Consider the following 22456-nt stretch of genomic DNA (forward strand, 5'->3'; position numbering starts at 1 on the left):
CTGATTGTCAGGGCCTTTTTTGTATCTCTCTGTCTTCTTAATGTCATGAAACATAAGTGAGAAAGCGTACAGTGTACTGCTGACTACAATGGCTTTGTCCATATCTACGTTTCATACACCAAGGAGATCGTCGACATCGACCCCTTAACCGACCCGCCGCAACCCCGCACGAATAAAGTGAAAACCAAGCTGGTTTATCGGCTGGATAAACCGCGCAGTGTTCAAAAGTACATTGATGAGGCACCCGTTTGGCGGGATGGCACGCCGACTTCACGCGTCCCGATGACATCGATGCAATGGCGTATTTGGCTATTGGCATCGGCGGGGAAGTTCTTCGAAGGTATGGTTGTCTTTATGACGGGTGTTGCGCTCCCCCTGATTGAATTGGACTTCGAGTTGTCCCCTAGCGAAAAAGGATTCGCCAGTGCCGCTACGTTGACGGGTATATTGTTTGGAGCCTCCTTGTTGGGCGGGTTGGCAGACACTGTGGGCAGAAAGCGCATGTTTATCATTGAAATGTTGCTGTTTACCCTGTTTCTTTTTGGTGTTGTTCTTGCGCCTTCGCTGAATTGGCTGTTGGTGTTTTTGTTTGGGGTAGGGCTTGCGCTTGGCTGCGACTACCCAACGGCGCACCTGATGCTATCAGAGAGCATTCCCAGCAAAAATCGAGGCAGACTGGTGCTCAGTGCCTTCGGTTTTCAGGCGATTGGCGCGCTAACTGGTGTGCTGATTGGGTATGGGATTTTGTCTTATTATGCCGATGAGGGCGCGTGGCGTTGGATGTATGCGGTTGTATTGATACCGTCAATTGTGGTGTTGATATTGCGCTTTTTTATCCCAGAAAGTCCCCATTGGTTTATCGACAAACATCGAAAGAAAGAGGCTGAAGCGTCTTTAGCGGTTTTGTTGAAAAGAGATCCGCCATACCCACCAACCATCAATATAAAGATGCCAGTGATGAAGGTGTCGCGTTCCAATGGCGAAAGAGAAAAAAGGTTGGGGTCAGGGTATAAACGCCTGTTTAGTCAGCATCGCCGCGCAACGCTGTTGGCTTCTATTCCATGGTTTTTACAGGATTTATCGACCTATGGCATTGGCATTTTTACGCCAACAATTTTGGTAACGCTGTTTGGCGCATACAACACTGAGCACCACACTGTTGCGGCTGTTATCCAAAATGATTTGTTAGCCGCGAAAGGTACCGCTTTTCTTGATGTGTTTTTGTTAGTGGGGATTGTCGTTGCGGTGATTTTCACTGACAGAGTGGGGAGAGTAACGCTTCAAATTGTCGGGTTTATAGGCTGTGCTACGGGCCTGCTTCTGGCGATGTTTTCGCTATTTTTTGACGGGGAAGGGCAAGTTCTCATGCTGTTTTCTGGGTTTATCCTCTTTAATTTTATGAACAGCATGGGACCCAATGCACAAACCTATCTGATTGCGGGTGAGGTATTTCCTTCCAGTATAAGAGGAAAAGGAGCCGGTTTTGCCGCTTCATTTGCCAAGCTTGGTGCGATTATTACAGCGTTTCTTTTCCCGTTATTCTTGGCTTCTTTTGGGGTTAAGATCTTGCTTCTCTTGTTAGTGCTGACATCACTGCTGGGGGCGATAGTGACATGGCACCTTAGGATTGAAACATCAGGAAAAGACCTCGAAACGCTTTAAGGTGACGAGGTCTTTTTAAGACTACTTTAGCTGGCCGTATTCGTTGTGAATGGAACGGCTTGCCAACCAAAGGGTGGTGGTGACGGAGAGTGTCACACTGACAAAAATCGCCACCATGATCACTAACTGATATTTCACGGCCAGCAAGGGTGCTGTGCCACCGAGAATTTGACCTGTCATCATCCCGGGTAAAGCAACAATCCCAAGTGTACTCATTGAAGCCAAAGGCGGTTTCATGGCGGCAGTCATTGCCTCACGAAGGAAGGGTTTAGCAGGCAGTGGGGCACCTAACGACACATAGTATTGAAACTCAGCATGACGCGCCTTGAGGGAGGAGAATAGCCGCTCAATCGCGAGTACGTTGGCAGACAATGCATTACCAAGCAACATACCCGCCATTGGGATCAGGTATTGTGCTTTCCACCATGGGTCGGCTTGTATCACGCCGATTGTCAGCAAGGGAAGAATAAATACCATCGCGACAAATTGACCGATTAACACAGGCACGAGCAAGGCTTTTCTGTCGGTTCCTGATTGTTTGCAGATAGTCCAACTTGCCACGCCCATCATCACGAGAAGCCACGCGGTGTTTAACCAGATATTGGCGAAATCAAACAGCGTTTGAAGGTACAAACCGACAACAGCAAGCTGCAAGGTCATGCGCGTGACGGCTGCTATTAAAGTTTTACTCAGTCCCAGTTGGAAACGTTGAAACAGGAACAGGGGAATGATGAATACGAGGTATAACCCTGCCAAAGCCCAGTTACTGATATTCAAAGCGTCAGTCATGGGTGCCTCCCATCGAAAAGCACAGTGTGGCGCTATTTACCCACACTGGGTCGTGAGAGATGGAAACACGAACAATGGGTTTACTGATGAGCAAGTCAATCAGGCCGTCGCGGCTGTCGCCATCCAACGCTGATGTGGGTTCATCCATTAACCATATAGGCTTGTCGAGAAGCAATGCCCTTGCTATCGCAACACGCTGTTTTTCACCGCCGGAAAGTGCACTGATGTCGGTATCCAATGCATGGCTTAGCTTTAGTGACGCTAGGACAGCTTGTGCGTTTTCAATTGGGAAAGGTGAGGTCATTGCACCAAGCGTCCAAGGCAATTCCAGTGCGCCTTGCAAGGTCTCTGCGCCCATGATGGGTTCTTGAGGTAAATAACAAAATTGACGTCGCCACCATGCAAAATTTGTTGGTTCAATCGGCTTTTCCTGCCACGTTATTTGTCCCTTCTTTGCTGGCGACAGGGCGGCGATAACTTTTAACAGACTGGTTTTTCCGCTTCCGGAAGCACCACTCAGCACGAGGTGATCTCCTGCGGTCAACTCGGCAGAAAGTGTCGGCGAATTAGGGAGAGAATACTCCGATTGGAGCTGATAAATCGAGAGAACGTCAGACATCGGATTTTTTGTAACTCTCAAGTGCTTCAACGGTATGCGACGGAATAGAGGTACTCTTACCGGATTTGAAATCGCAGTAAACAATCAGTGCTTCGCCTTCTGCAACGCAGCGTGCTTGCTGGTGGCTGAAAATCTGATATTTCATGGTGTATTTCTTCGCTTGGATGTCTTCTACCCATGCCACCGTGGTAATGGTATCTGGATACACAAGCGGCGCGCGGTAGTCACAACGTGTGGAAGCAACGACGGGGCCGATCTGTGTGGTTTTAATGTCATCAAAGACACCAAGTGCATCGAGCATTACAACACGCACATCTTCGAAATAACGAAAATACACCGTGTTGTTGATGTGCTGGAGGGCATCCATGTCGTTCCACACGATTGCCTGAGTTTGAGAGAGCGGGAAGTTACCGAAAAGCGTCTTATCCATGAGCGGGCTTTCCTAGGTCATTTTTATTGTGAGTGCCATGGTGACATGGCTTTTTGAATACGTCACCGTGGCGTTGATCTGAATGTGAGGTCGGATCAGAAGGAGACTTTACCACGCATGGCTTTTGTTTTGCCGCGTTGGGTTTTGCTGTCCATGCGTTTTCTTTGCGAAGATTTGCTTGGCTTGGTCGCTCTGCGCGCTTTTTGCACTTTCGCCACGCTTTTGATCATCTCCTCAAGGCGCAGCAACGCATCTTCGCGATTTTTCTCTTGCGTTCGGTACTGTTGCGCTTTGATCACGATAACACCGTCTTTGGTAATGCGGCTGTCTTTCAACGCGAGGAGGCGTTCTTTATAAAACGCCGGCAGACTGGAGGCGTTGATATCGAAGCGTAAGTGAACCGCAGATGACACCTTGTTAACGTTCTGACCGCCTGCTCCTTGTGCGCGAATATAGGAAAGCTCGATTTCTTCATCGGCAATAGAAACGGTTTGTGAGATATGAAGCATGTAGGCGTGTCCTTGAAAATTCAGGGCAATGATAGCGAATCTAGGGGCATGAGCTCAATAATATCTGTCGTTCTCAATGCTTCGTTCCCCGGCCTTGGCTTCAAACTCGTTGTACTTTTACTGTCAGCGAGCAAGCAACTCAAAGAGTGTTAGTTTGGAGCTTCATTCGATATTGCTTTTGCGGTGTTAAGTAGGCTTGCTTTTGCGGCTTCAAATTGGTGTTTCCTATCCATGATCTGTTCAGCTCCTGAGATATTGATGGCGGCAATGATGTTGCCTAAGTAGTCGGTGATGGGTGCCGCGATTGCGGTTGCATTATCTGAGCGGTTGAAGGCAAACCCTTGCTTACGTTCCGTTGTGATCTGGTGTTTGAGCTCAGGAAGTGTCTGTGGATGCGGTTTCGGGTAGACATCAAATTGAATAGACTGGTATACCGCGCTGAGTTCGATATCGCTTAACTGTTGAAGCAAAATTCTTCCCATCGCATTGGTGTGGCAGGGCAGTCTTGTACCCAATGGGATGTTCACCGACAACCGTTGAGACGCTTGAGCACGGTAGATGTACAAGGTTTCTAGCCCGTCCCTCACCGCCAAATGGCACGAGATGCTGGTTTCGTCTCTCAACTTCATTAAATGCGGTGCAGCAACATCCACCAACTCTTGCCCCGCGAGAAAGGAAAACCCTCGCGAAACCACTTGTGGGCCAAGGGTATAGGCGTTTCTCGCTACTTTTCGCAGGTAATTTTTGTCGAGCAATGTCTGCACAATACGATAAATCGAAGATTGGCTGACACCTAAACGTTCGGCAAAGTCATTGGTACTTAGGACGCGGTGTTCTGCATCAAACAATTCGATGATTTCCAGCCCTCTTGCCAATGATTGCACCTGATAGTCTGCCTTGTTCATCTTTTCCTCATCGGTGAATAGAAAATTCATATATGAATAAACTATGTGTTCATTTTTCGTTCTCGTCTAACTGGGCTGTCAATTTATTGTCAATTCACATATTAAGGTGAAAAGTCCATCAAAAGACCAACAGGATGAAACATGCGAGACTCAAAGGAATTTATTCTCAAAGCCACCTGTGACGCGTCAAGCGGGATCCTTGCTGCAGTCACGTCCTATTTGGCAAGCCTAAGTTGCTATATTTCTGAATTGCATCAGTTTGATGACGAAGAGAACGGGAATTTTTTCATGCGTGCCGTTTGTCGAATTGAGTCTGAGGATGTCGAACTAGAGATGATTCAAGAAGGCTTTGAAGCGCAGGTGAGCCACTTCAATATGGATTGGCAGTTCTTTGACTCTGCGACGCCGATGAAGGTGCTGATCATGGTGAGCAAGTTCGATCATTGCCTGAAGGATTTGCTCTATCGACATGAAAATGGCGAGCTACCCATGGAAGTAACGGCTGTTGTGTCAAACCACAAAGATTTAAGGCCAATCGTTGAGCGGGCAGGGATTCGTTTTATTTGGCTGCCATTGAATTCTGACAACAAATCGAGGCAGGAAGCCGCGTTGATGGAGGTGATTACCGAGACGCAAACGGAGTTGGTTGTACTCGCCCGTTACATGCAAATCCTGTCCGATGACTTATGCCAAAAACTGCAGGGCAAAGCGATCAACATTCACCATTCCTTTTTGCCCGGCTTCAAAGGGGCAAAACCTTATCACCAAGCGCATGCTCGCGGCGTGAAGTTGATTGGTGCGACGGCGCATTATGTCACCACGGACTTGGATGAAGGGCCGATCATTCAACAAAGTGTGCAACCTGTAGGCCACACCTATTCGCCCGAGCGATTAGTCGCTGTTGGGCGCGATACTGAAACCATTGCCTTAGCCCAAGCCGTGCGGCTTCACCTTGAACACCGTGTCTTTATGTACGGTAACAAAACCGTTGTTTTCCAATAAACGTCTGAGGTAACGATGTCAGCAAAAATTATTGATGGTCGGCATATCTCCGAGCAGCTGATTGAAGAAATGGCACAGGAAGTCAAAGAGAGAATGGCGCAAGGCTATAAACAGCCAGGACTCGCGGTGGTATTGGTGGGAGACGACCCTGCAAGTGCCATTTATGTACGCAATAAAATCCGGAGTGCGGAAAAGGCGGGGATGCTATCTATCGTAAAACGGCTTGATGAATCATGCTCCCAACAAGCGTTGGATGACGTGGTGAGTGAACTGAATGAACGTGATGATGTGCACGGCATATTGGTTCAACTTCCTTTGCCAAAGCATCTGTCCGAAGAACGCATTATTAATCTCATCAAACCGAGCAAAGATGTCGATGGTTTCCACCCAATGAATGCCGGCCTTTTGTCATTAGGACAAGCGACGTTGATTCCGTGTACCCCTCTGGGGTGCCTTGAACTGCTTAAACGGGAAATGGGCGATATTTCGGGCAAACATGCGGTGGTGATTGGTCGCTCTAACATCGTTGGAAAGCCAATGGCGCGGTTGTTACTTCTCGCGAATTGCACCGTGACGGTTGTTCACTCGAAATCTGTCGATCCTGCCAAGCTTTGTCAGCAAGCCGATATTTTAGTCGCCGCAGTTGGCGTGCCTGAGTTGGTCACGAGGGACTGGGTGAAATCCGGTGCAGTGGTCATTGATGTCGGCATCAACGCGATTGAGCAAGAGGGCAAACGTAAGCTGGTGGGCGACGTCAATTTCAATGATGTGGTTGATAAGTGTCAGGCGATTACACCGGTACCGGGCGGTGTGGGGCCGATGACGATAGCGTGCCTAATCAAAAACACCCTGATTGCCGCAACACTTAGCGACAACTAACCCTTAGCAGTCTCAGCTAGCACTTAAAAAAAGCTCCGCAGGGCTTATTTAGCAACATTGTCACGAGGGAACGTACAATGCCTTTTGCACTTCTAAAGTATGGCCTTACTAACGACTACCCGTTTGAGAAAGACTGGGATTTACCTGTTCCTAGTGATCTCAAACGTCACTACGATGTGGTGATTATTGGTGGCGGAGGTCACGGCGTCGCCACGGCCTATTACCTGGCGAAATATCATGGCATCACCAATGTGGCAATTCTCGAAAAGGGCTACCTTGGCGGCGGAAACACGGCGAGAAACACGGCAGTAATACGCTCGAACTACTTAACGTCTGAAGGTGTAAGGTTCTATAGCGAATCCGTTAAGCTGTTCCAAAATCTGTCCAATGAGTTTGATTTCAACATCATGTATTCCTCACGTGGGCAACTGACACTCGCGCATACTGATGCCACAGTTCGATCGTTTCGGCAACGCACGGAAGTGAACAAACACTTCGGCGGACGCACAGAACTTATCGACCCGCAACAAATTCGCGAGCTGGTGCCAACCCTCAACATGAACCCTGCTGACATGCCAATACTGGCTGGGCTTTGGCATTTGGATGGTGCCACCGCAAGGCACGATGCCGTGGCTTGGGGATACGCGAAAGGGGCAACGCAACGCGGTGTCGAACTTCATCAATTGACCGAAGTGACCGGGGTGAATACGTCGAACGGAAAAGTGGTGTCGGTCGAGACCAATCGCGGAAACGTGGCCTGCGATTGTGTTGTGCAAGCCGTGGCAGGTCACAGCTCGATTGTCGCGGGAATGGCGGGTTTCCGCATGCCGTTGACCAGCTATCCGCTGCAAGCGATGGTGACCACGCCAGTTAAACCCTTTCTTGATCCTCTTGTCAGCTCCTCGGCACTTCATTGCTATGTGCAACAGACAGGCCGCGGTGAAATCGTATTTGGCGGCGGGTCGGATCCTTACCCTCTGTATAACACTCGCTCGACTCTGGATCTCAAAGAAAGCCTTATCGCCAGTGCGATAGAAATGTTCCCTTTTATGGCCAATTTCACCTTGCTGCGCCAATGGGCAGGTACCACGGACATGACCAGCGACTACAGCCCCATCATGGGGTTAAGCCCGATTGATAATTACTATTTGGATGCTGGCTGGGGAACGTGGGGATTCAAGGCGACGCCTATTTGCGGCAAAACAATGGCTGAACTTGTGGCCTCTGGCGGGAAAGTACCTGACCTTATCGCTCCGTTTTCGATGGATAGGTTCGACGAATTCAGACAAGTCAATGAAATGGGGGCGACGGCCGCGAGCCATTAGGAGAATGCTGATGAAAATGATGCCATGTCCCTTAAACGGTCCAAGAAACATTAATGAATTTGTGTATGGCGGTGAGGTGAAAACCATGCCGGATCACAACACCTGTTCAGATAAAGAATGGGCCGACTACGTGTTTTACGCAGACAACACCATCAAAATCGTTCGCGAATGGTGGTTTCATAGTGCGTCAGGCTACTGGTTTATTGCAGAGCGGCACACCGCTTCGGACGACATTATCCGCACCTATGATCCGAGTGAGATATTTAAGGAAAAGGTCTCTTTCAACGTAGATGACGACAAAGGAGGGATGCAATGACGGACGACCGCCGATTACCTCCTCCAATGGGGTCCTTAATTTCTCGCAACAAGCCGGTGCGTTTTGAGTTTGAAGGTCAGATTTTTGAAGGCGTGGAGGGCGATACGGTAGCCAGCGCGCTGATTGCGAATAATCACTGGTTGATGTCCCGTTCGTTTAAATACCATCGGTCTCGTGGGCCGCTGACCATGGCAGGACAAGACGCCAATACCTTGGTTCAATTGCCCGAGGAAGCCAACGTATTGGCCGATCGTATTGAGGCGTCTCAAGCTCCCAATGTTGAAGGGCAAAATTACAATGGCTCTTTGGAACACGACAAAGATGCGTTGCTTGAAAAGGCCGGACGGTTTATGCCTGTCGGTTTCTACTATCGTGCATTCTATAAGCCCAAGGGAGTTTGGGATAAGTGGGAACCTCTGATCCGCAAAAAGGCAGGATTGGGGAAAGCGAACTTGGCGTTTGAACCCACGTACTATGATAAAGCTTACTTGTTTTGCGATGTGTTGGTGGTGGGTGGTGGCCCCGCAGGCTTGAGTGCAGCACTTACTGCGGCAGAGCACGGCGCGGATGTGTTGCTGGTTGACGAAAACAAGCAACTCGGCGGTGCGCTGACGTATCACCGATTCGATATCGACGGTGAAATCGCCACGGAAACCATGGTATCTCTGCGGCCGCCAGTGCTTAGCCACCCTAACATCCGTGTGCTGACAGATGCGGTTTGCAATGCTTGGTTTACCGATAACTACCTGCCCGTCTTGAAGGACAACCGCATGTATAAAGTGCGGGCAAAACAATGCATTGTGGCATCTGGCGAGTTCGAACAGCACGTTGTTTTCAGAAACAATGACCTTCCTGGCATCGTGTTGTGCAGTGCGGCAATGCGGTTAATGAAGCATTACGCTGTCAAACCGGGGCGTAAAGCGGTGGTGCTCACGGGCAATGATGACGGTTACCTGACGGCCATTGAACTTGCCACACATGGTGTAGAGGTTATTTCTGTCGTTGATATGCGCCAAACCGCGCCAAACGCCGAACTCATTGATTGTGTGAAATCATTGGGGATCCCCATTTTGTCAGGGGCAACCGTATATGAAGCCAGTGCTACACAACATCACCTTTCCATGGTGGATATTTATTCCATTGATGAGCAGTACGCACCCATAGAAAAAGTCGCCACGATAGCGTGCGATCTACTCTGTGTATCTGCAGGTTATATGCCTACGTACCAATTGCTCTGTCAGGCAGGGGCGCAGTTGAGCTATGACGATGACACCGCACGATTTAGCCTGAAAAAGCTGCCAGAAAATCTCCATATTGCCGGTTCGGTCAATGGTATTCATGACTTGGAAAACGTATTGGCTGATGGGCAGCGCGCGGCAACTGACTGTTTAATAAAGCTAGGACGGGTTGATATTGTGTCTGAAGAGATTCAGTGTGATCAGCAGACTAACTTCCCATGGCCGATATTCCCTCACCCAAAGGGGAAAGATTTCGTCGATTTCGATGAAGATCTGCAAGCAAAAGACATCGTTAATGCAACCCGCCTTGGGTATCGAGACATTCAACTGGTCAAGCGATTTTCAACGGTTGGAATGGGCCCCTCACAAGGTCGTCATTCTGCCCTTCCGACAGCGAGATTGGTGGCGAAAGCAACAGAGAGAACCGTGAGTGAAACAGGCGTGACCACTGCTCGCCCGCCGTTTATTCCAGAAAAGTTAGCCTACTTGGCTGGACGAATATTTAACCCTGTTAAGCGTACTCCCATGCATGAAAGACATGAGGAGTTGGGGGCAGAGTTTATGCCGGCAGGGGTGTGGCGACGTCCTGCCTATTATGGTGACCCGGCACAGCGCGCAGACCTCATCCAGCAAGAAGCGTTAGCGGTGAGACAGAATGTCGGCATCATTGATGTCAGTACCCTGGGAGGGATTGAAGTCTATGGGCCTGACGCACCGGAATTTCTCAATCGCATGTATACCTTTGCGTTTGTAAAGCAACCCGTCGGCAAAACCCGTTATGCGGTATTGACCAATGAACAAGGTGTTGTGGTGGACGATGGCGTGGCGTGCCGTATTGCAGTGGATCACTACTATGTCACAGCGACGACAAGTGGCGTTGATGCGGTTTACCGCGAAATGAAGAAATGGAATGCGCAGTGGCGATTAGATGTCGATATTGCCAACGTGACGTCCGCCTTTTCAGCGGTGAATGTGGCAGGCCCAAATTCTCGTCATGTGCTTGAAAATGTGTGTGAGGATGTCGACTTTTCGCCAGACGCGTTTCCGTACCTTGCTTATCGTGAAGGGCATATTGACGGAATGCCTGTTCGGTTAATGCGCGTTGGTTTTGTCGGGGAGCTCGGCTATGAAATCCACATGCCTACGCTGTTTGCACTGAAAATTTGGGACACCCTTATGACAGCCGGTGAAGCATTTGATATGCGTCCATTCGGTGTTGAAGCGCAGCGTCTACTGCGTTTGGAAAAGGGCCACATTATTGTCGGGCAGGACACGGACGGCATGTCTCATCCTGGGGAGCTTTCCTTGACATGGGCAATCGCGAAAGCCAAACCGTTTTATGTTGGCTCTCGCTCTGTCGAGATCGTGATGCGTCGCCAACAAACTCGAAAGCTGGTGGGCTTTAAGCTCGAGAAAACTTCAGATAAACCTGAAGAGGGGCACTTGGTGTTGGATAAAGCTGGAGCTGAATCAAACATCACCGGAAACGTCACGTCATGTGAATATTCGTCGACGCTCGATGCTTATATTGGCTTGGCATTTGTTGGGGTGGATCAGCAGGCCCCCGGTACATTATTTCCTATCAGAGTAGAAGGAAAAGAGGTGTGGCCGGAAGTGGTTCCCTTACCCTTTTATGACCCGGATGGTGCGCGGCAGGAGGTCAACTAGCATGGTTTCATATTTAGTCAGTACACAACCGCAGCTAAGGCACAGTGGCATTGAGTCGGAACCTCTTATCTCTGCGATATCTTTTTACAATGCCACCACGTCAAATCGGATTGGTTTTCGGGGGTCTGAAGCGGCGGCATTTTTGGAGGCACGAAACATAGCCATTCCGACGCAGCCAAATCAAGCGGTACCGATTAGCCAGTGCTTGTGGCTGTTACGGCTTAGCCAAACGGAGTTTTGGATACTCGATACTAAAAGCCAGCATACTGAGTTCATCATTGAATTGGAAAAAGCGGCACTTGCACATGCGCATGTCACGCGCTTGTATTGTCAACACAGCACCGCTGTGTTTGTTCTGACTGGTGCGGACTGCCCGAATATGTTCGCCAAAGTGTGTGCCGTAGACCTTCGCGCTAAGGCGTTTCCTGCTGGCCGTATCGCACAAACGTCGGTTGCCCGTGTGTCATCTGTCGTGGTCAATGTATCAAAATCCGATCTTGAGCAAACGCGATTCCTGATTTTGAGTGATATTTCAAGTGCGGACTATTTGTGGCGAGCACTTGATGATGCAGCGATGGAGTTTCGAGAGTAGTTCTGTAACCACGTAATGAATAACAAAAAGGACGCAAATTGAGGGAGGCGTAGCAAAGGGGGAAAGAGAAAAAACTCACTTACAAAGACAAGGAAATGGCTGATTTTGTGCCAATTCGAAAGGAGTATGTATGCCAGTTATTACAATTTCTGAGGTTCATCAGGTTTGTAAAACCGCATTGGAAAAACATGGTGCGTTACCGTGGATCGCTGAATCGGTCGCTCACGCCGTGGCTAAAAACGAATCTCGGCACAACCGCATTTGTGGGCTCTACTATTTGCAAAGCTATTGCCAACAACTGGTTTCAGGTCGAGTGGTGAAAGATGCAGAACCCATCGTTACCTTGCCTAAACCGGGTTTTGTCAGCGTTGATGCCAAATTCGGATTTGCGCAACCCGCGTTTGCCCGTGCTTTACCTACCGCCATAAATGCTGCCCGTGAAAACGGCACGGCATCTTTGGCCATTGGGCACAGTCATACATGCACTTCTTTGGGGTACTTCACGGAACAACTTGCCAGGCAAGACCTGATTGCCATTGGGTTTACCAACTCCTCTCCGATAGTGGCTCCGCCCGGTGGAAAAATACGTACCATTGGTACGAACCCCGTCGCTTTCTCTGTTCCTGATGGTAATGGCGGAATAGCCATGCAGTTTGACCAATCTACAACGGTTGTCGCACTTGGAAAAATCACCATGGCAAAAGAAGCGGGGGAGCCAATTCCAGAAGGCTGGGCACTGGATGAATTTGGTCAGCCCACGACGGATCCGCATAAAGCACTGGCAGGTTCTCTGGTGTCTGCTGGGGGCTATAAAGGCTGGGGATTTGGATTGATGGCGGAGTTACTGACTGCGGGCTTAACAGGCGGCATTGCCTCTCAATTTGTTAAACCGCTGAAAGCACCGCAAGGTGAACCTCACGATCTCGGGCAGTTTTTCTTACTTATCGATCCTGCAAATGCTGAACATTTCTATGAGCGGTGTCAGCAGGTTGCTGATTTAGTCTCTCAAGACGAGGGGACACGGTTACCGGGGCAGTTTATCCAAGAACTGACCGAGGTTGATGTGCCAGAGTCTTTGTGGGCATTAGCCCTCGATCTATCTCAAGGGCCTAAATAGCTGACCTAAAGGGCTGGTCGAGATCAATAACCTGAAGAAGTTCTCCTTAACGCCCCATCACGGTGATGGGGATAGGATGCCTTGTACACTGTCTATTTTTGTATTTGGCGCGGTGCCTTTCTTTTTGTCATGCGAGCAGACGTATTCGCGATGACAATACCCACGACAATAAACCCAATCCCCAGAAGATGGTGCGTGTCCATTTTTTCCCCAAGTAACAGAGCAGAAAACAGCAAGCCAAACACCGGAATTAAGTGCATAAACTGACCAGTCCTTGAGGCTCCCATCCTTGTGATAGCACTGTTCCAACAAAAGAATGCGATGGCAGAGGCAAAGATTCCCGTATAAAGCCCCAGAAAAACACTCTCCTTTGAGAGCGGCATGGGTTCAATGTAAACCGATTCCCACACATAGAAAGGAAGAAGAATTACTGCGCCCAATGTGACGGTGTAACCTAGCATGGGGAGGCCTTTCAATTCTTGAGGAAGCTTTTGCACCAACACCGAGTAGCTTGCCCAGATCAAAATGGCGAACAAGGCGATACCTTCACTCTTACCAATGGAGATCCCACCCGCGAGATTGTCCTGCGTGACGATAAGCAATACACCAACGGCAGAGACGGAAATGGCAAGAATTTGGCGTGTTGTGGCAGATTGCTTTAATAAAATGAACTGGGCTAACAGAATCATTAAAGGAGAAGAGGACTGAAGGATTAACACATTCGTTGAGAGGGTGTCTTTTAGGGCGATATAAATGAGGGTGTTGTACCCCGCCACACCGAGCAGGCTCAACGTGAAGACTAACCCTAAATGCTGTCGACAGATTGGCCACATTTTGCGCATCGGCCGGATAACAAAAGGCAAAAGGACGATAGCGGCGACCGACCAACGCCAAAATGCTAACCCAATAGGCGGTATCGATGCATTGAGCCACTTCGCCAGCGTGATGTTACCCGCCCAACTCATTGTTGCTAGCACCGCGAGAAAAACAGGTAGCCAACCAATATGCGTATGTTGAAGTCGTGGTGCGTCCATTAAGTCACGCTTCCAAGTCGAAGAGAAAACAAACAGGTTACTCATTCTGGCAAAGTGTATTCAACCTCTAAAGGGAAATAATTTGCGAAAACACCTTACACATCAGCGAGATTTCTTTGATAGAGTAATGTTATTAACCGCATTTGGCGGTACGTAAATTTGCGATACCCAAGGAGAGAGAATGGATTGGTATATTGGTGTGCTCAAAAAATATGTGCAGTTTAACGGGCGCGCACGTAGAAAAGAGTACTGGATGTTTTTGTTATTCAATATCCTGATTTCGTTGACTTTATCATTTGTAGATGAGTATTTCGGTACATTCGATCCTGCACGGGGTATTGGCACGATAGGGTTGGTTTACGCGGCATTAGTGTTTCTTCCAACGCTAGCGGTAACCGTACGCCGCCTTCATGACACAAACCGCAGCGGTTGGTGGGCGTTGGTGGGTTTAATCCCTTTGGGCGTGTTTGTCCTGTTGGCCTTGCAAGCGATTCAAGGAGACAAAGGGGATAACCGCTTTGGTGCCGATCCTAAGGGTAGCCAAGCTAGTACGAGTACCTTTACTGTCTAATTAAAAGGAAGAAACCCGCCAATGTGGCGGGTTTCTTTTTCCCTTCGGGGGATTGTGTTTTTTAGTAGTACAAACACATTTTCTTGCCGTTGGCCTCAACGATACTAAATGGGGTGTCGTAAATCTCACTAAGTACCCGCTCTTCTATGACGTCATCTGTTGGCGCATTTGCAGCAATTTTCCCGCCTTTCATTGCAATGATGCGGTCGGCGTAGCATGCCGCGAAGTTAATATCGTGGATGACAATGACCACCGCTTTGCCCATGTCATGCGCGAGCTTTTGAATGGTTCGCATGATGGATAAAGCGTGTTTAATGTCCAGATTATTTAAAGGCTCATCGAGGAATACATAGTCGGTATCTTGCGCTATCACCATGGCAATAAAGGCGAGTTGTCGCTGTCCGCCACTGAGTTGGTCAAGATACCGATCCTGAAGATCGGTAAGATCTAAATAAGTTAATGATTGATCAATCATGGCGTTATCTTGTTCGTTGAGATTGCCTTTTGAATAGGGAAACCGCCCGAATGAGACTAACTCGCGCACGGTAAAGCGCATGGTGATGCTGTTTGCCTGACGCAGTACCGCAAGGTGTTTAGCCAGCTCTCCCGTGTTCCAATCTGCGATAGCTTTTCCCTCAATAAGGATGTTTCCAGTGTCAGGGTGCAACAAGCGGCTTGCCATAGAAAGGAGTGTACTTTTCCCTGCGCCGTTAGGGCCGATAATGGCCGTTACTTTCCCTTTTTCAAACTGGCTTGAGGCATCATCAACGACGGCTTGAGAACCAAAGGCTTTTGATAGCTTTTCTAACGTAATCATTGAGGTTTAAACCACCTTGTTTTTCAGCAGCATCCAGATGAAATAGGCACCGCCGACGAAGTTCACGACCACACTTAATGTGGTCTCAAATTGAAAGATGTTTTCGACCGCCCATTGCCCTGCTAACAACGTACACACTGACATGAGCGAGCAGCCTATAAGCAGGACGTTGTGTTGGTAGGTGCGGAATAATTCTCGGGTCAGGTTTGTCACCAAAAGACCGAAGAACATGACAGGGCCAATCAATGCGGTAGAGATCGCAATCAAGACGGAAGAGAGGATAAGTGATCGACGTGTTGTCATCGCGACATCCACGCCAAGACTGGTGGCATTGTCTCTGTCGAGCCAGAACACATCCAAGGTTTGATGATCTCGGAAAAGCAATACGCTAACCAACAAGAGCAGGGGGGCGCAAAAATAAACGAGTTCCACATTGATGTTGTTGAAGCTGGCAAACATTTTACTTTGAACGGCGAGAAACTCGTTGGGATCCATTAGCATCGTTAAAAACGCGGCGGAGCTGCCAAACACTTGTCCGAGTATCAATCCAACCAGTAAAAGCACTATCAGATTGCGTCCTCCTTGGGCAAAGTAAAATCCAAACAACAGCAGCGAGAAGACCACCATAACGCTTGTCGCGATGGCAAAGTTCCAATAGGCATTCACGATATACAAACTGAAGCCACCAAATAAGGAGACAAGCAGGGTCTGCGTTAGCATGTAAAGTGCATCGAATCCCATGATGCTGGGGGTGAGAATGCGATTGTGGGTGATGGTTTGAAACGTCAGTGACGACAGTGCCACGGCAATACCAGCGACGATAATGGCTAACACTTTGGGGACGCGATGAGAGAGAAAATAGCCGTAGTTGGTGGCTGTTAATCCTATCCCGATAAAGAGTACGGCAAAGACAATAGCCGTGAATGCCATAGTCAGTATTTTCTTATTGTCTGACATGACTGGGCCCTTTGAGTATGAAATAGATAAACGCGATACCGCCCAATATGCTCACGAGCATGGAGGCGGGGACTTCGTAGGGAAATATGATCAGTCGGCTTGCAATGTCGCAACTCAGCACGAGTAATGCACCCAATGCGGCGACGCGAGGAATGTTTCTTCTGAGGTTGTCACCGTAAAAAAGGCTAACGACATTCGGCACGAGCAAACCGAGGAAGGGTAGGGAGCCGACAATCATGACGACGCTGGCAGAAAGAACAGAAACCAACATGACACCGATGATCAACACCTGTTGGGAATTGAGTCCGAGACCAATAGCGAAGTCTTTGCCCATACCGACCGCGGAAATTCTGGTAGCGTACAAATAGCTAAAAAGGGCGATAGGGATAGCAATGTAGAGCAGTTCAAAATTGCCGTCTAAGATATTAGCGAAATTGGCGACCGTCCATGCGTTGAGTACCTGAATAGCATCATATTTATAGGCGATAAATGTGGTACCGGAAGCGATGATACTGCCGTAAATTATGCCAATAAGCGGTACAAGCACGGCATTTCGGAACTGAATTCTCTGAATGAGCGTGACAAACCCCAGCGTACCCAGCATGGCAACACCGAAAATCAACCAAAGCTGATTGCCATTTCCAAAGAGAACAAAACTCAACATGTAGCCGAGCATGGCGCACTCAATCGTGCCTGTGGTCGAGGGTGCGGCAAAACGGTTTTGGCTTATTTGCTGCATGATAAGCCCTGCAATACTTAATCCTGCACCTGCCAATAATATGGCCAGCAACCGAGGTAGACGACTGGTGAAAAAAAGATTTAACGTATCGGCGTCTGCTGCCAACAAACGCGTAAGTGAGAGCGGACTAACACCAATAAACAGCGATACCAGACTGAGGCAGCCGAGTGGAAATAATAAAGCGATCAAGGTTTACCTCTGAGCAAAGACCGTGTGATTAAAGCGAGATGCTGCGCTGAATGTCTTTAATCATCTGTTCGGTGGCGGTAATGCCTGACATAGACAGGTACCAGGCATTCAAATCCAGATATGTCACTTTGTCGGTTTGGTAAGCTCGGGTTGCTTTGACTAACGCATTGTTAAAGCTTTCGCGCGTTGTGCTTTTGGTTGGGTCGATGAGTGTGTCTCTGTCGATGATCAACAAGGTCTTTGGATTCGCTTCACGAATGAATTCAAAGGACATCATGTCACCATGGGTACTGACTGTGATGTCTTCGACCGTTTCTTTAAAACCAAAATCCTGATAAATGGCAGAGAAGCGTGAGTCTGCGCCAAAAGAGGTGAGTTTGCCGCCAGAACTCATCACGGTTAATGCATCATTGCCAGTGGCTTGGTTGTGCGACCGTATTGCGTCGATTTGAGTATTCATGACGAGAATTTTTTGTTCAACCAGAGCTTCTTTACCGAAAATTTGACCGAGGTTGCGCCATTGCTCTTGGGTCGCCTGCCAATACCCTTTGTCACTGTTGGCCGCAAATACCACGGTTGGAGCGATTTTCGACAGCTCTTCGAAGCGGGATGAACTGCGTGGCCCGACAATGATGATGTCTGGCTGCTGGGTATAAATTTCCTCGAAATTGGGTTCAAACAAACTACCCGCATTGGCGTATTGTTTTGACTGAAACTTTTCAAGGTAGGCGGGCGTTTGAGGGAGTGTTTTAGACACGGCTACCGGTTCAATACCTAAGGCATTTACAGCATCCATTGCGCCTAGTCCAATGACCACTGCACGTTTGGGAATGCCGTCAATGGTCGTGGTTCCCATAAGGTGTTTGACGGTGACTTTTTCAGCGAAGGCAAAAGGGATACTTAAAAGGGAAATCAGCCCCGTGAGAAAAAGGTGTTTCATTGTGCACTCCATTTTACAAATGAAAATCATTATCAATATCGTTCGCAATATACAGAGACTTTATTTCATCTTCAACCTTTGCCAAAGTCGTGCGCGACTCAAACAACATTTCATATTGTATAGAGAGTAAGGCAATGTTTGTTGGCCATTTTAAGGTGGGTTACGTGATGAAATGGGCACAGCAATGCATAGCAATTTCCATCGACTCAAGAAAAGGTCACATCAAAACTGTCTCAAAAAAAATAAAAAACTCACTTAGTGAAGTGACTTCAAAACCGCTTTTTTATTTTGCGGTGCATGTTGGTTTTGTCTGGATCAGTATCTGGTAGCGTCCTTCGTTGATTTTATGTTTATCACTTTGATAATGAAGGATAAGGGAGGTCCGATGAAGTGGCTATTCGAAGCGTTCCTTAACTATGCGAAGTTTTCTGGACGCGCAAGAAGGAAAGAATATTGGGGCTATTGCATAATGCAGTTCTGTGTTTTTTCCGCATGTATTGTTATTGATGTATACCGATACGGTGATGTTCCCCTTGATCCCTCAAACTATCCCGTCACTGCAAGTTGGTTTCTGATCTCCATTGTTCCAACATTTGGTGTTGGTGTTCGACGTCTCCACGACTTGAACTTGTCTGGCTGGTGGCTCCTTATAGGTGCTATACCCGGTGTTGCGTTGATTCTCATGTTCGGGGCGTTGTTTCGGGGCACGAAAGGAACCAATCGATATGGCTGTGACCCTATCGGTATATTTGGTCGCGGAATTTGAGGGTTTCCCTTCAGAGAGCCTGAAGGGAGGTTTCCATAAGCTGGTTGACGGCGTTGCTGGCTGCATCTAATGCGCCTTCGACATAGCCGCCGTATTGGCGGGATGTTTCCGTTCCTGCAAAGAATATGTTTGGATGATTGCGGTCTTTCTGGGTTAATCCATAAAGCCCGTGCATGGTAGCTACATCATCATTGGTTGCCGTGAAGCGCTCTTGAAACCAATCGATATATTGGACGGAAATCGGATTGTCCGCTTCAGGACCAAATAATTTGACGAGTTGTTTTTGCGCCAAAGCTTTTAAGGTCTCATCACCCGCGGTTTTCCGTGCGGGTCCATTAATCCCCATAAACCCCATCAGCGCACCATATTGCGGTTCTCCATCTATTTCTGGTGATGCATCATGGATTTCCACCATGGGGCCGACGTTGCTTGAGGCTGACCCAGAAAAACCATTTTCTCTCCAGAATGGTTTGTCATAGATGAATACTGCTTTGGCATGCGCTGCCATCCAGGTTTCGGTGTTATTAAACACGTTTTGAAGCTGTTGGTTTAACGGTGGTTCAAAATGGATTTTGCGAGCAATGAGTCTGAGTGGCATGGCAAAGATCAGGCTTGTTGCTGTTAGTGTCAACGTTTCTTCGGGCTGACTGAATGTGAGTGTATAGGTATCGTCGTCATTTTGGGTAATTTGCTCCACTTCACGATCGGTATGACGTTTATGCGTGGGGATCTTATCCAGTAATGCATTGATAATTGCTTGCATGCCGCCTTCGAGACGATAGGTATCGGGCATGATGTCGTAGCCCAAGTTGATAGCTTGTGGTGGGGCTCCTCGGGCTTTCTCCAGCAGATAATGCCCATTGCCGAATTGCTTGTAACGCTTGATGCCGAGCTCTTCAGCCAACGCGGAAAGCAGGGGGTTAATGTTTGGCCAGAACCACGATGGCCCCAAATCGACGTTGGCTTCTTGGTTGTGATTTAAACCCGTTGAGACAATGCGTCCACCAAAGCGTTCTCGTGCTTCAATGAGGAGGTAATCCTGATTTTTTTGCTCCAACAAAGAGGCTGCATATAGTCCGCTTAATCCGCCGCCCACAATGATTGTTTTAATATGTGTATTCATAATGGAATTTCCATGCTCAGAATGTTTCGTTGTACGGGCGGATATCAATTTCCTGTGTCCACGCACTGGATGGCTGTTTGGTGATAAACAGGTAAACATCCGCAGCATCTTTCGGCTTTATCGCCTTATCTTCGAGTAGGGTAGGGAAGCGACCTTGGCTTACTGGTGACCAAATGATCCCATCAATAACGATGTGCGCGATGTGGATGTTTTGAGGTTGGAACTCTCGAGCGAGTGATTGCGTTAATCCTCGCAGTGCAAACTTGGCGGATGAAAAGGCACTGAAATTTTTGCCACCTCGAAGACCCGCCGTTGCGCCAGTGACCAAAATAGTGCCGCCTCCCTGCTTAGCCATAAGTGGTATGGTCGCCTGAGCGATATTGAAAACGCTCATGACTGATGTTCGCCAGGTTTCCTCAAAGCGGGGGGATGTGGTTGATAAAAAGCCTTCGATTGTCAGAATAGCGGTGTTGCAAATCACGACATCCGGTGTGCCATGAAGGGCACTGATCTTTGCAAACGCACGATTTACGTCATTCGCATCTGTTGTGTCTGCGAGGATCATTCCTCCCGAGCGGCTGACGGTGACGACCTCGTAGCCGTCGTCTTCAAAGGTACGCTTTATCGCTTCACCCAGCCCCTCACCGTAACCAGCAATCACTGCCAAAAGTTTTCCTTTTGATGAGTTCATCGATACCTCCGTGATTAACGCGCTTATTCACCAAATGTTAACGTGCTGAATACTAGGGTCGAGGCAGGATTGTTTTAGCGGTGGAATAGGTTTTCTTTATTGACCAAAAAAGCCGGACGGGAAGAAGCCATCCGGCTTTGATTGGGTTAGAACGTATAACTAAACAAAGTGGAACATATCTGAGCTCACATCATAAACGGAGAAGTTCTCGAGAGTGACATATGCTTTACCGTTATTGATCGACATGACGGTATTCGCACCATCTGCCCAGTAGGAAATTTGATTGAATTTCCATGCCAGCGAATCATCGATTTGAATGGTGTCCTGACGTTTGTTGAAGTCTGCAATCACGTCAGAGCCGGCCCCAGCCTCGAAGTAGAAGGTATCATGGTGCTTACCTCCGATGAGTCGGTCATTACCATAGCCACCATTTAGGAAGTCGCAGCCATTGTCACCGATTAAGGTGTCACAACCGCCGTCACCCCAAAGGTAATCGTCATCGTTGCCACCACTGAGATAATCGTGGCCTTCGCCGCCATGTAAATGATCATTTTCGTTGTCGCCGTACAGGTAGTCGCTACCGTTACCGCCATAGATGGTGTCTTTGTTGCCTTCACCTCTCAGGTAGTCATTGCTGTCACCACCATCTAGTAAATCGTTACCGCCTCCGCCGTATAGTTGGTCAGCACCGACGCCGCCATAAAGCTTGTCACCGCCATCTCCGCCCCAGAGTTTATCTGCGCCGCGGTCACCAACGAGTGTATCTGCACCTCGGTCGCCATAAATATGGTCATCGCCGTGATTACCGTTTAGGTAGTCGGCATCGTCGCCGCCCCACAGGAAGTCGTTATCATTACCACCTTCAATGTGGTCGCTACCTGCGTCGCCGTATAAGTGGTCAGTTTCATTATCGCCGTAAATACGGTCATTACCTGCTCCACCGCGAACCGTATCTTGGTTGCCTTCACCACGCAGATAGTCATTACCGTTACCACCGTCCAGGTAGTCAGCACCGTATCCTCCATAGAGGGTATCGTTGCCTTCCTGACCGTACAGTTTATCTCCAGCGTCTTGACCGTAGAGCTTATCGTCGCCGTTTCCACCGTAAAGGGTGTCATGACCACCTTCGCCATAGAGCACGTCATTGTGGTTGCCACCATCAAGTAGGTCGCCACCGGTACCACCTATAAGAACGTCATGGCCGTCTTCGCCATAGAGTGCATCGTGGCCGTTGCCGCCTTCGAGACGGTCATTGCCCCATTGGCCGTAGAGCTTGTCGTCATGCTCTCCGCCATCGAGATGGTCATTACCGTGACCACCAACCAACACATCATTGCCATCTTGACCGTAAAGGGCATCGTTGCCATTGCCACCTTCTAAGCGGTCATTACCCCATTCGCCATAGAGCTTATCGTCATGCTCTCCGCCATCAAGGTGGTCGTTGCCGTGTCCACCTACTAACGTGTCATAGCCATCTTGGCCATAGAGCTTGTCGTTATCGTTGCCACCATGGAGGTAATCATTTCCGGCACCACCGAGCAGTGTGTCATGGCCGTTATCGCCATAAATGGTGTCATG

General features: G+C 48.6%; 23 protein-coding genes. 10 read left to right on the forward strand and 13 right to left on the reverse strand.

The window, feature by feature from the left end; genetic code table 11:
• Positions 1 to 177 precede the first annotated feature (177 nt).
• Positions 178 to 1662, forward strand: a complete 1485-nt coding sequence (locus LRP49_RS24275) for an MFS transporter (protein WP_274146146.1) — start codon at positions 178 to 180, stop codon at positions 1660 to 1662.
• A gap of 21 nt (positions 1663 to 1683) precedes the next feature.
• On the opposite strand, the gene LRP49_RS24280 is transcribed toward LRP49_RS24275, so the two are convergent.
• From LRP49_RS24280 to LRP49_RS24300, 5 genes are all read right to left on the reverse strand, one after another.
• Positions 1684 to 2451 (reverse strand): ABC transporter permease, encoded by a 768-nt coding sequence (locus LRP49_RS24280; RefSeq protein ID WP_274146148.1) that lies wholly within the window; start codon positions 2449 to 2451, stop codon positions 1684 to 1686.
• Positions 2444 to 3070, reverse strand: a complete 627-nt coding sequence (locus LRP49_RS24285; protein ID WP_274146150.1) for an ABC transporter ATP-binding protein — start codon at positions 3068 to 3070, stop codon at positions 2444 to 2446. Before LRP49_RS24285 ends, LRP49_RS24280 begins: the two co-directional genes overlap by 8 nt.
• Positions 3063 to 3500, reverse strand: a complete 438-nt coding sequence (locus LRP49_RS24290; protein WP_274146152.1) for an acyl-CoA thioesterase — start codon at positions 3498 to 3500, stop codon at positions 3063 to 3065. The genes LRP49_RS24285 and LRP49_RS24290 overlap by 8 nt, the downstream gene beginning before the upstream one ends.
• 95 nt (positions 3501 to 3595) lie before the next feature.
• Positions 3596 to 4009 (reverse strand): alternative ribosome rescue aminoacyl-tRNA hydrolase ArfB, encoded by a 414-nt coding sequence (gene arfB / locus LRP49_RS24295; RefSeq protein ID WP_274146153.1) that lies wholly within the window; start codon positions 4007 to 4009, stop codon positions 3596 to 3598.
• A 149-nt stretch (positions 4010 to 4158) separates the two neighbouring features.
• A complete protein-coding gene (locus LRP49_RS24300; RefSeq protein WP_274146155.1) occupies positions 4159 to 4914 on the reverse strand; it encodes an IclR family transcriptional regulator in 756 nt (251 codons plus the stop codon).
• A gap of 141 nt (positions 4915 to 5055) precedes the next feature.
• Between LRP49_RS24300 and purU the strand changes: the two genes are divergently transcribed.
• The 7 genes from purU to LRP49_RS24335 all read left to right on the forward strand — a co-directional run bounded on the left by purU (position 5056) and on the right by LRP49_RS24335 (position 13051).
• A complete protein-coding gene (gene purU / locus LRP49_RS24305) occupies positions 5056 to 5916 on the forward strand; it encodes a formyltetrahydrofolate deformylase (protein ID WP_274146157.1) in 861 nt (286 codons plus the stop codon).
• A 15-nt stretch (positions 5917 to 5931) separates the two neighbouring features.
• Positions 5932 to 6795 carry a bifunctional methylenetetrahydrofolate dehydrogenase/methenyltetrahydrofolate cyclohydrolase FolD gene (gene folD / locus LRP49_RS24310; protein ID WP_274146159.1) on the forward strand — a complete coding sequence of 288 codons (864 nt, stop codon included), beginning with the start codon at positions 5932 to 5934 and terminating at the stop codon, positions 6793 to 6795.
• A 77-nt stretch (positions 6796 to 6872) separates the two neighbouring features.
• Positions 6873 to 8120 (forward strand): FAD-dependent oxidoreductase, encoded by a 1248-nt coding sequence (locus LRP49_RS24315; protein WP_274146161.1) that lies wholly within the window; start codon positions 6873 to 6875, stop codon positions 8118 to 8120.
• Positions 8121 to 8130: 10 nt separating this feature from the next.
• The gene (locus LRP49_RS24320; protein ID WP_274146163.1) at positions 8131 to 8436 is read left to right on the forward strand and encodes a sarcosine oxidase subunit delta; all 306 of its coding nucleotides are present in this window, start codon (positions 8131 to 8133) and stop codon (positions 8434 to 8436) included.
• Positions 8433 to 11342 (forward strand): FAD-dependent oxidoreductase, encoded by a 2910-nt coding sequence (locus LRP49_RS24325; protein WP_274146165.1) that lies wholly within the window; start codon positions 8433 to 8435, stop codon positions 11340 to 11342. The genes LRP49_RS24320 and LRP49_RS24325 overlap by 4 nt, the downstream gene beginning before the upstream one ends.
• Before the next feature lies 1 nt (position 11343).
• Positions 11344 to 11934 carry an aminomethyltransferase family protein gene (locus LRP49_RS24330; RefSeq protein WP_274146167.1) on the forward strand — a complete coding sequence of 197 codons (591 nt, stop codon included), beginning with the start codon at positions 11344 to 11346 and terminating at the stop codon, positions 11932 to 11934.
• 130 nt (positions 11935 to 12064) lie between these two features.
• Positions 12065 to 13051, forward strand: coding sequence for an Ldh family oxidoreductase (locus LRP49_RS24335; RefSeq protein ID WP_274146168.1), 987 nt, complete (start codon positions 12065 to 12067; stop codon positions 13049 to 13051).
• Between the two features lie 92 nt (positions 13052 to 13143).
• On the opposite strand, the gene LRP49_RS24340 is transcribed toward LRP49_RS24335, so the two are convergent.
• Positions 13144 to 14085 carry a DMT family transporter gene (locus LRP49_RS24340; protein ID WP_274146170.1) on the reverse strand — a complete coding sequence of 314 codons (942 nt, stop codon included), beginning with the start codon at positions 14083 to 14085 and terminating at the stop codon, positions 13144 to 13146.
• Between the two features lie 181 nt (positions 14086 to 14266).
• Between LRP49_RS24340 and LRP49_RS24345 the strand changes: the two genes are divergently transcribed.
• Positions 14267 to 14656 (forward strand): DUF805 domain-containing protein, encoded by a 390-nt coding sequence (locus tag LRP49_RS24345; RefSeq protein WP_274146172.1) that lies wholly within the window; start codon positions 14267 to 14269, stop codon positions 14654 to 14656.
• A 61-nt stretch (positions 14657 to 14717) separates the two neighbouring features.
• On the opposite strand, the gene LRP49_RS24350 is transcribed toward LRP49_RS24345, so the two are convergent.
• The 4 genes from LRP49_RS24350 to LRP49_RS24365 are packed head-to-tail and all read right to left on the reverse strand — an operon-like array spanning position 14718 to position 18298.
• The gene (locus LRP49_RS24350) at positions 14718 to 15473 is read right to left on the reverse strand and encodes an iron ABC transporter ATP-binding protein (protein WP_274146174.1); all 756 of its coding nucleotides are present in this window, start codon (positions 15471 to 15473) and stop codon (positions 14718 to 14720) included.
• A 6-nt stretch (positions 15474 to 15479) separates the two neighbouring features.
• Positions 15480 to 16430: an iron chelate uptake ABC transporter family permease subunit gene (locus LRP49_RS24355; protein WP_274146176.1), complete on the reverse strand. Its 951-nt coding sequence runs from the start codon at positions 16428 to 16430 to the stop codon at positions 15480 to 15482.
• The gene (locus LRP49_RS24360) at positions 16417 to 17358 is read right to left on the reverse strand and encodes an ABC transporter permease (protein WP_274146178.1); all 942 of its coding nucleotides are present in this window, start codon (positions 17356 to 17358) and stop codon (positions 16417 to 16419) included. The genes LRP49_RS24355 and LRP49_RS24360 overlap by 14 nt, the downstream gene beginning before the upstream one ends.
• A 28-nt stretch (positions 17359 to 17386) precedes the next feature.
• Positions 17387 to 18298: a siderophore ABC transporter substrate-binding protein gene (locus LRP49_RS24365; RefSeq protein WP_274146180.1), complete on the reverse strand. Its 912-nt coding sequence runs from the start codon at positions 18296 to 18298 to the stop codon at positions 17387 to 17389.
• A 385-nt stretch (positions 18299 to 18683) separates the two neighbouring features.
• Between LRP49_RS24365 and LRP49_RS24370 the strand changes: the two genes are divergently transcribed.
• Positions 18684 to 19064 carry a DUF805 domain-containing protein gene (locus tag LRP49_RS24370; protein WP_274146182.1) on the forward strand — a complete coding sequence of 127 codons (381 nt, stop codon included), beginning with the start codon at positions 18684 to 18686 and terminating at the stop codon, positions 19062 to 19064.
• 10 nt (positions 19065 to 19074) lie between these two features.
• On the opposite strand, the gene LRP49_RS24375 is transcribed toward LRP49_RS24370, so the two are convergent.
• The 3 genes from LRP49_RS24375 to LRP49_RS24385 form a co-directional block, all read right to left on the reverse strand.
• The gene (locus LRP49_RS24375; RefSeq protein WP_274146184.1) at positions 19075 to 20187 is read right to left on the reverse strand and encodes a flavin monoamine oxidase family protein; all 1113 of its coding nucleotides are present in this window, start codon (positions 20185 to 20187) and stop codon (positions 19075 to 19077) included.
• A 16-nt stretch (positions 20188 to 20203) separates the two neighbouring features.
• Entirely contained in the window at positions 20204 to 20878 is a 675-nt protein-coding gene (locus tag LRP49_RS24380) for an SDR family NAD(P)-dependent oxidoreductase (RefSeq protein ID WP_274146186.1), read from the reverse strand.
• A 159-nt stretch (positions 20879 to 21037) separates the two neighbouring features.
• The coding region (locus LRP49_RS24385; protein ID WP_274146187.1) for a calcium-binding protein at positions 21038 to 22456 on the reverse strand (1419 nt) is incomplete at its 5' end.

This window comes from Enterovibrio qingdaonensis, from assembly GCF_028683135.1.
Taxonomy (GTDB): Bacteria; Pseudomonadota; Gammaproteobacteria; order Enterobacterales; family Vibrionaceae; genus Enterovibrio; species Enterovibrio qingdaonensis.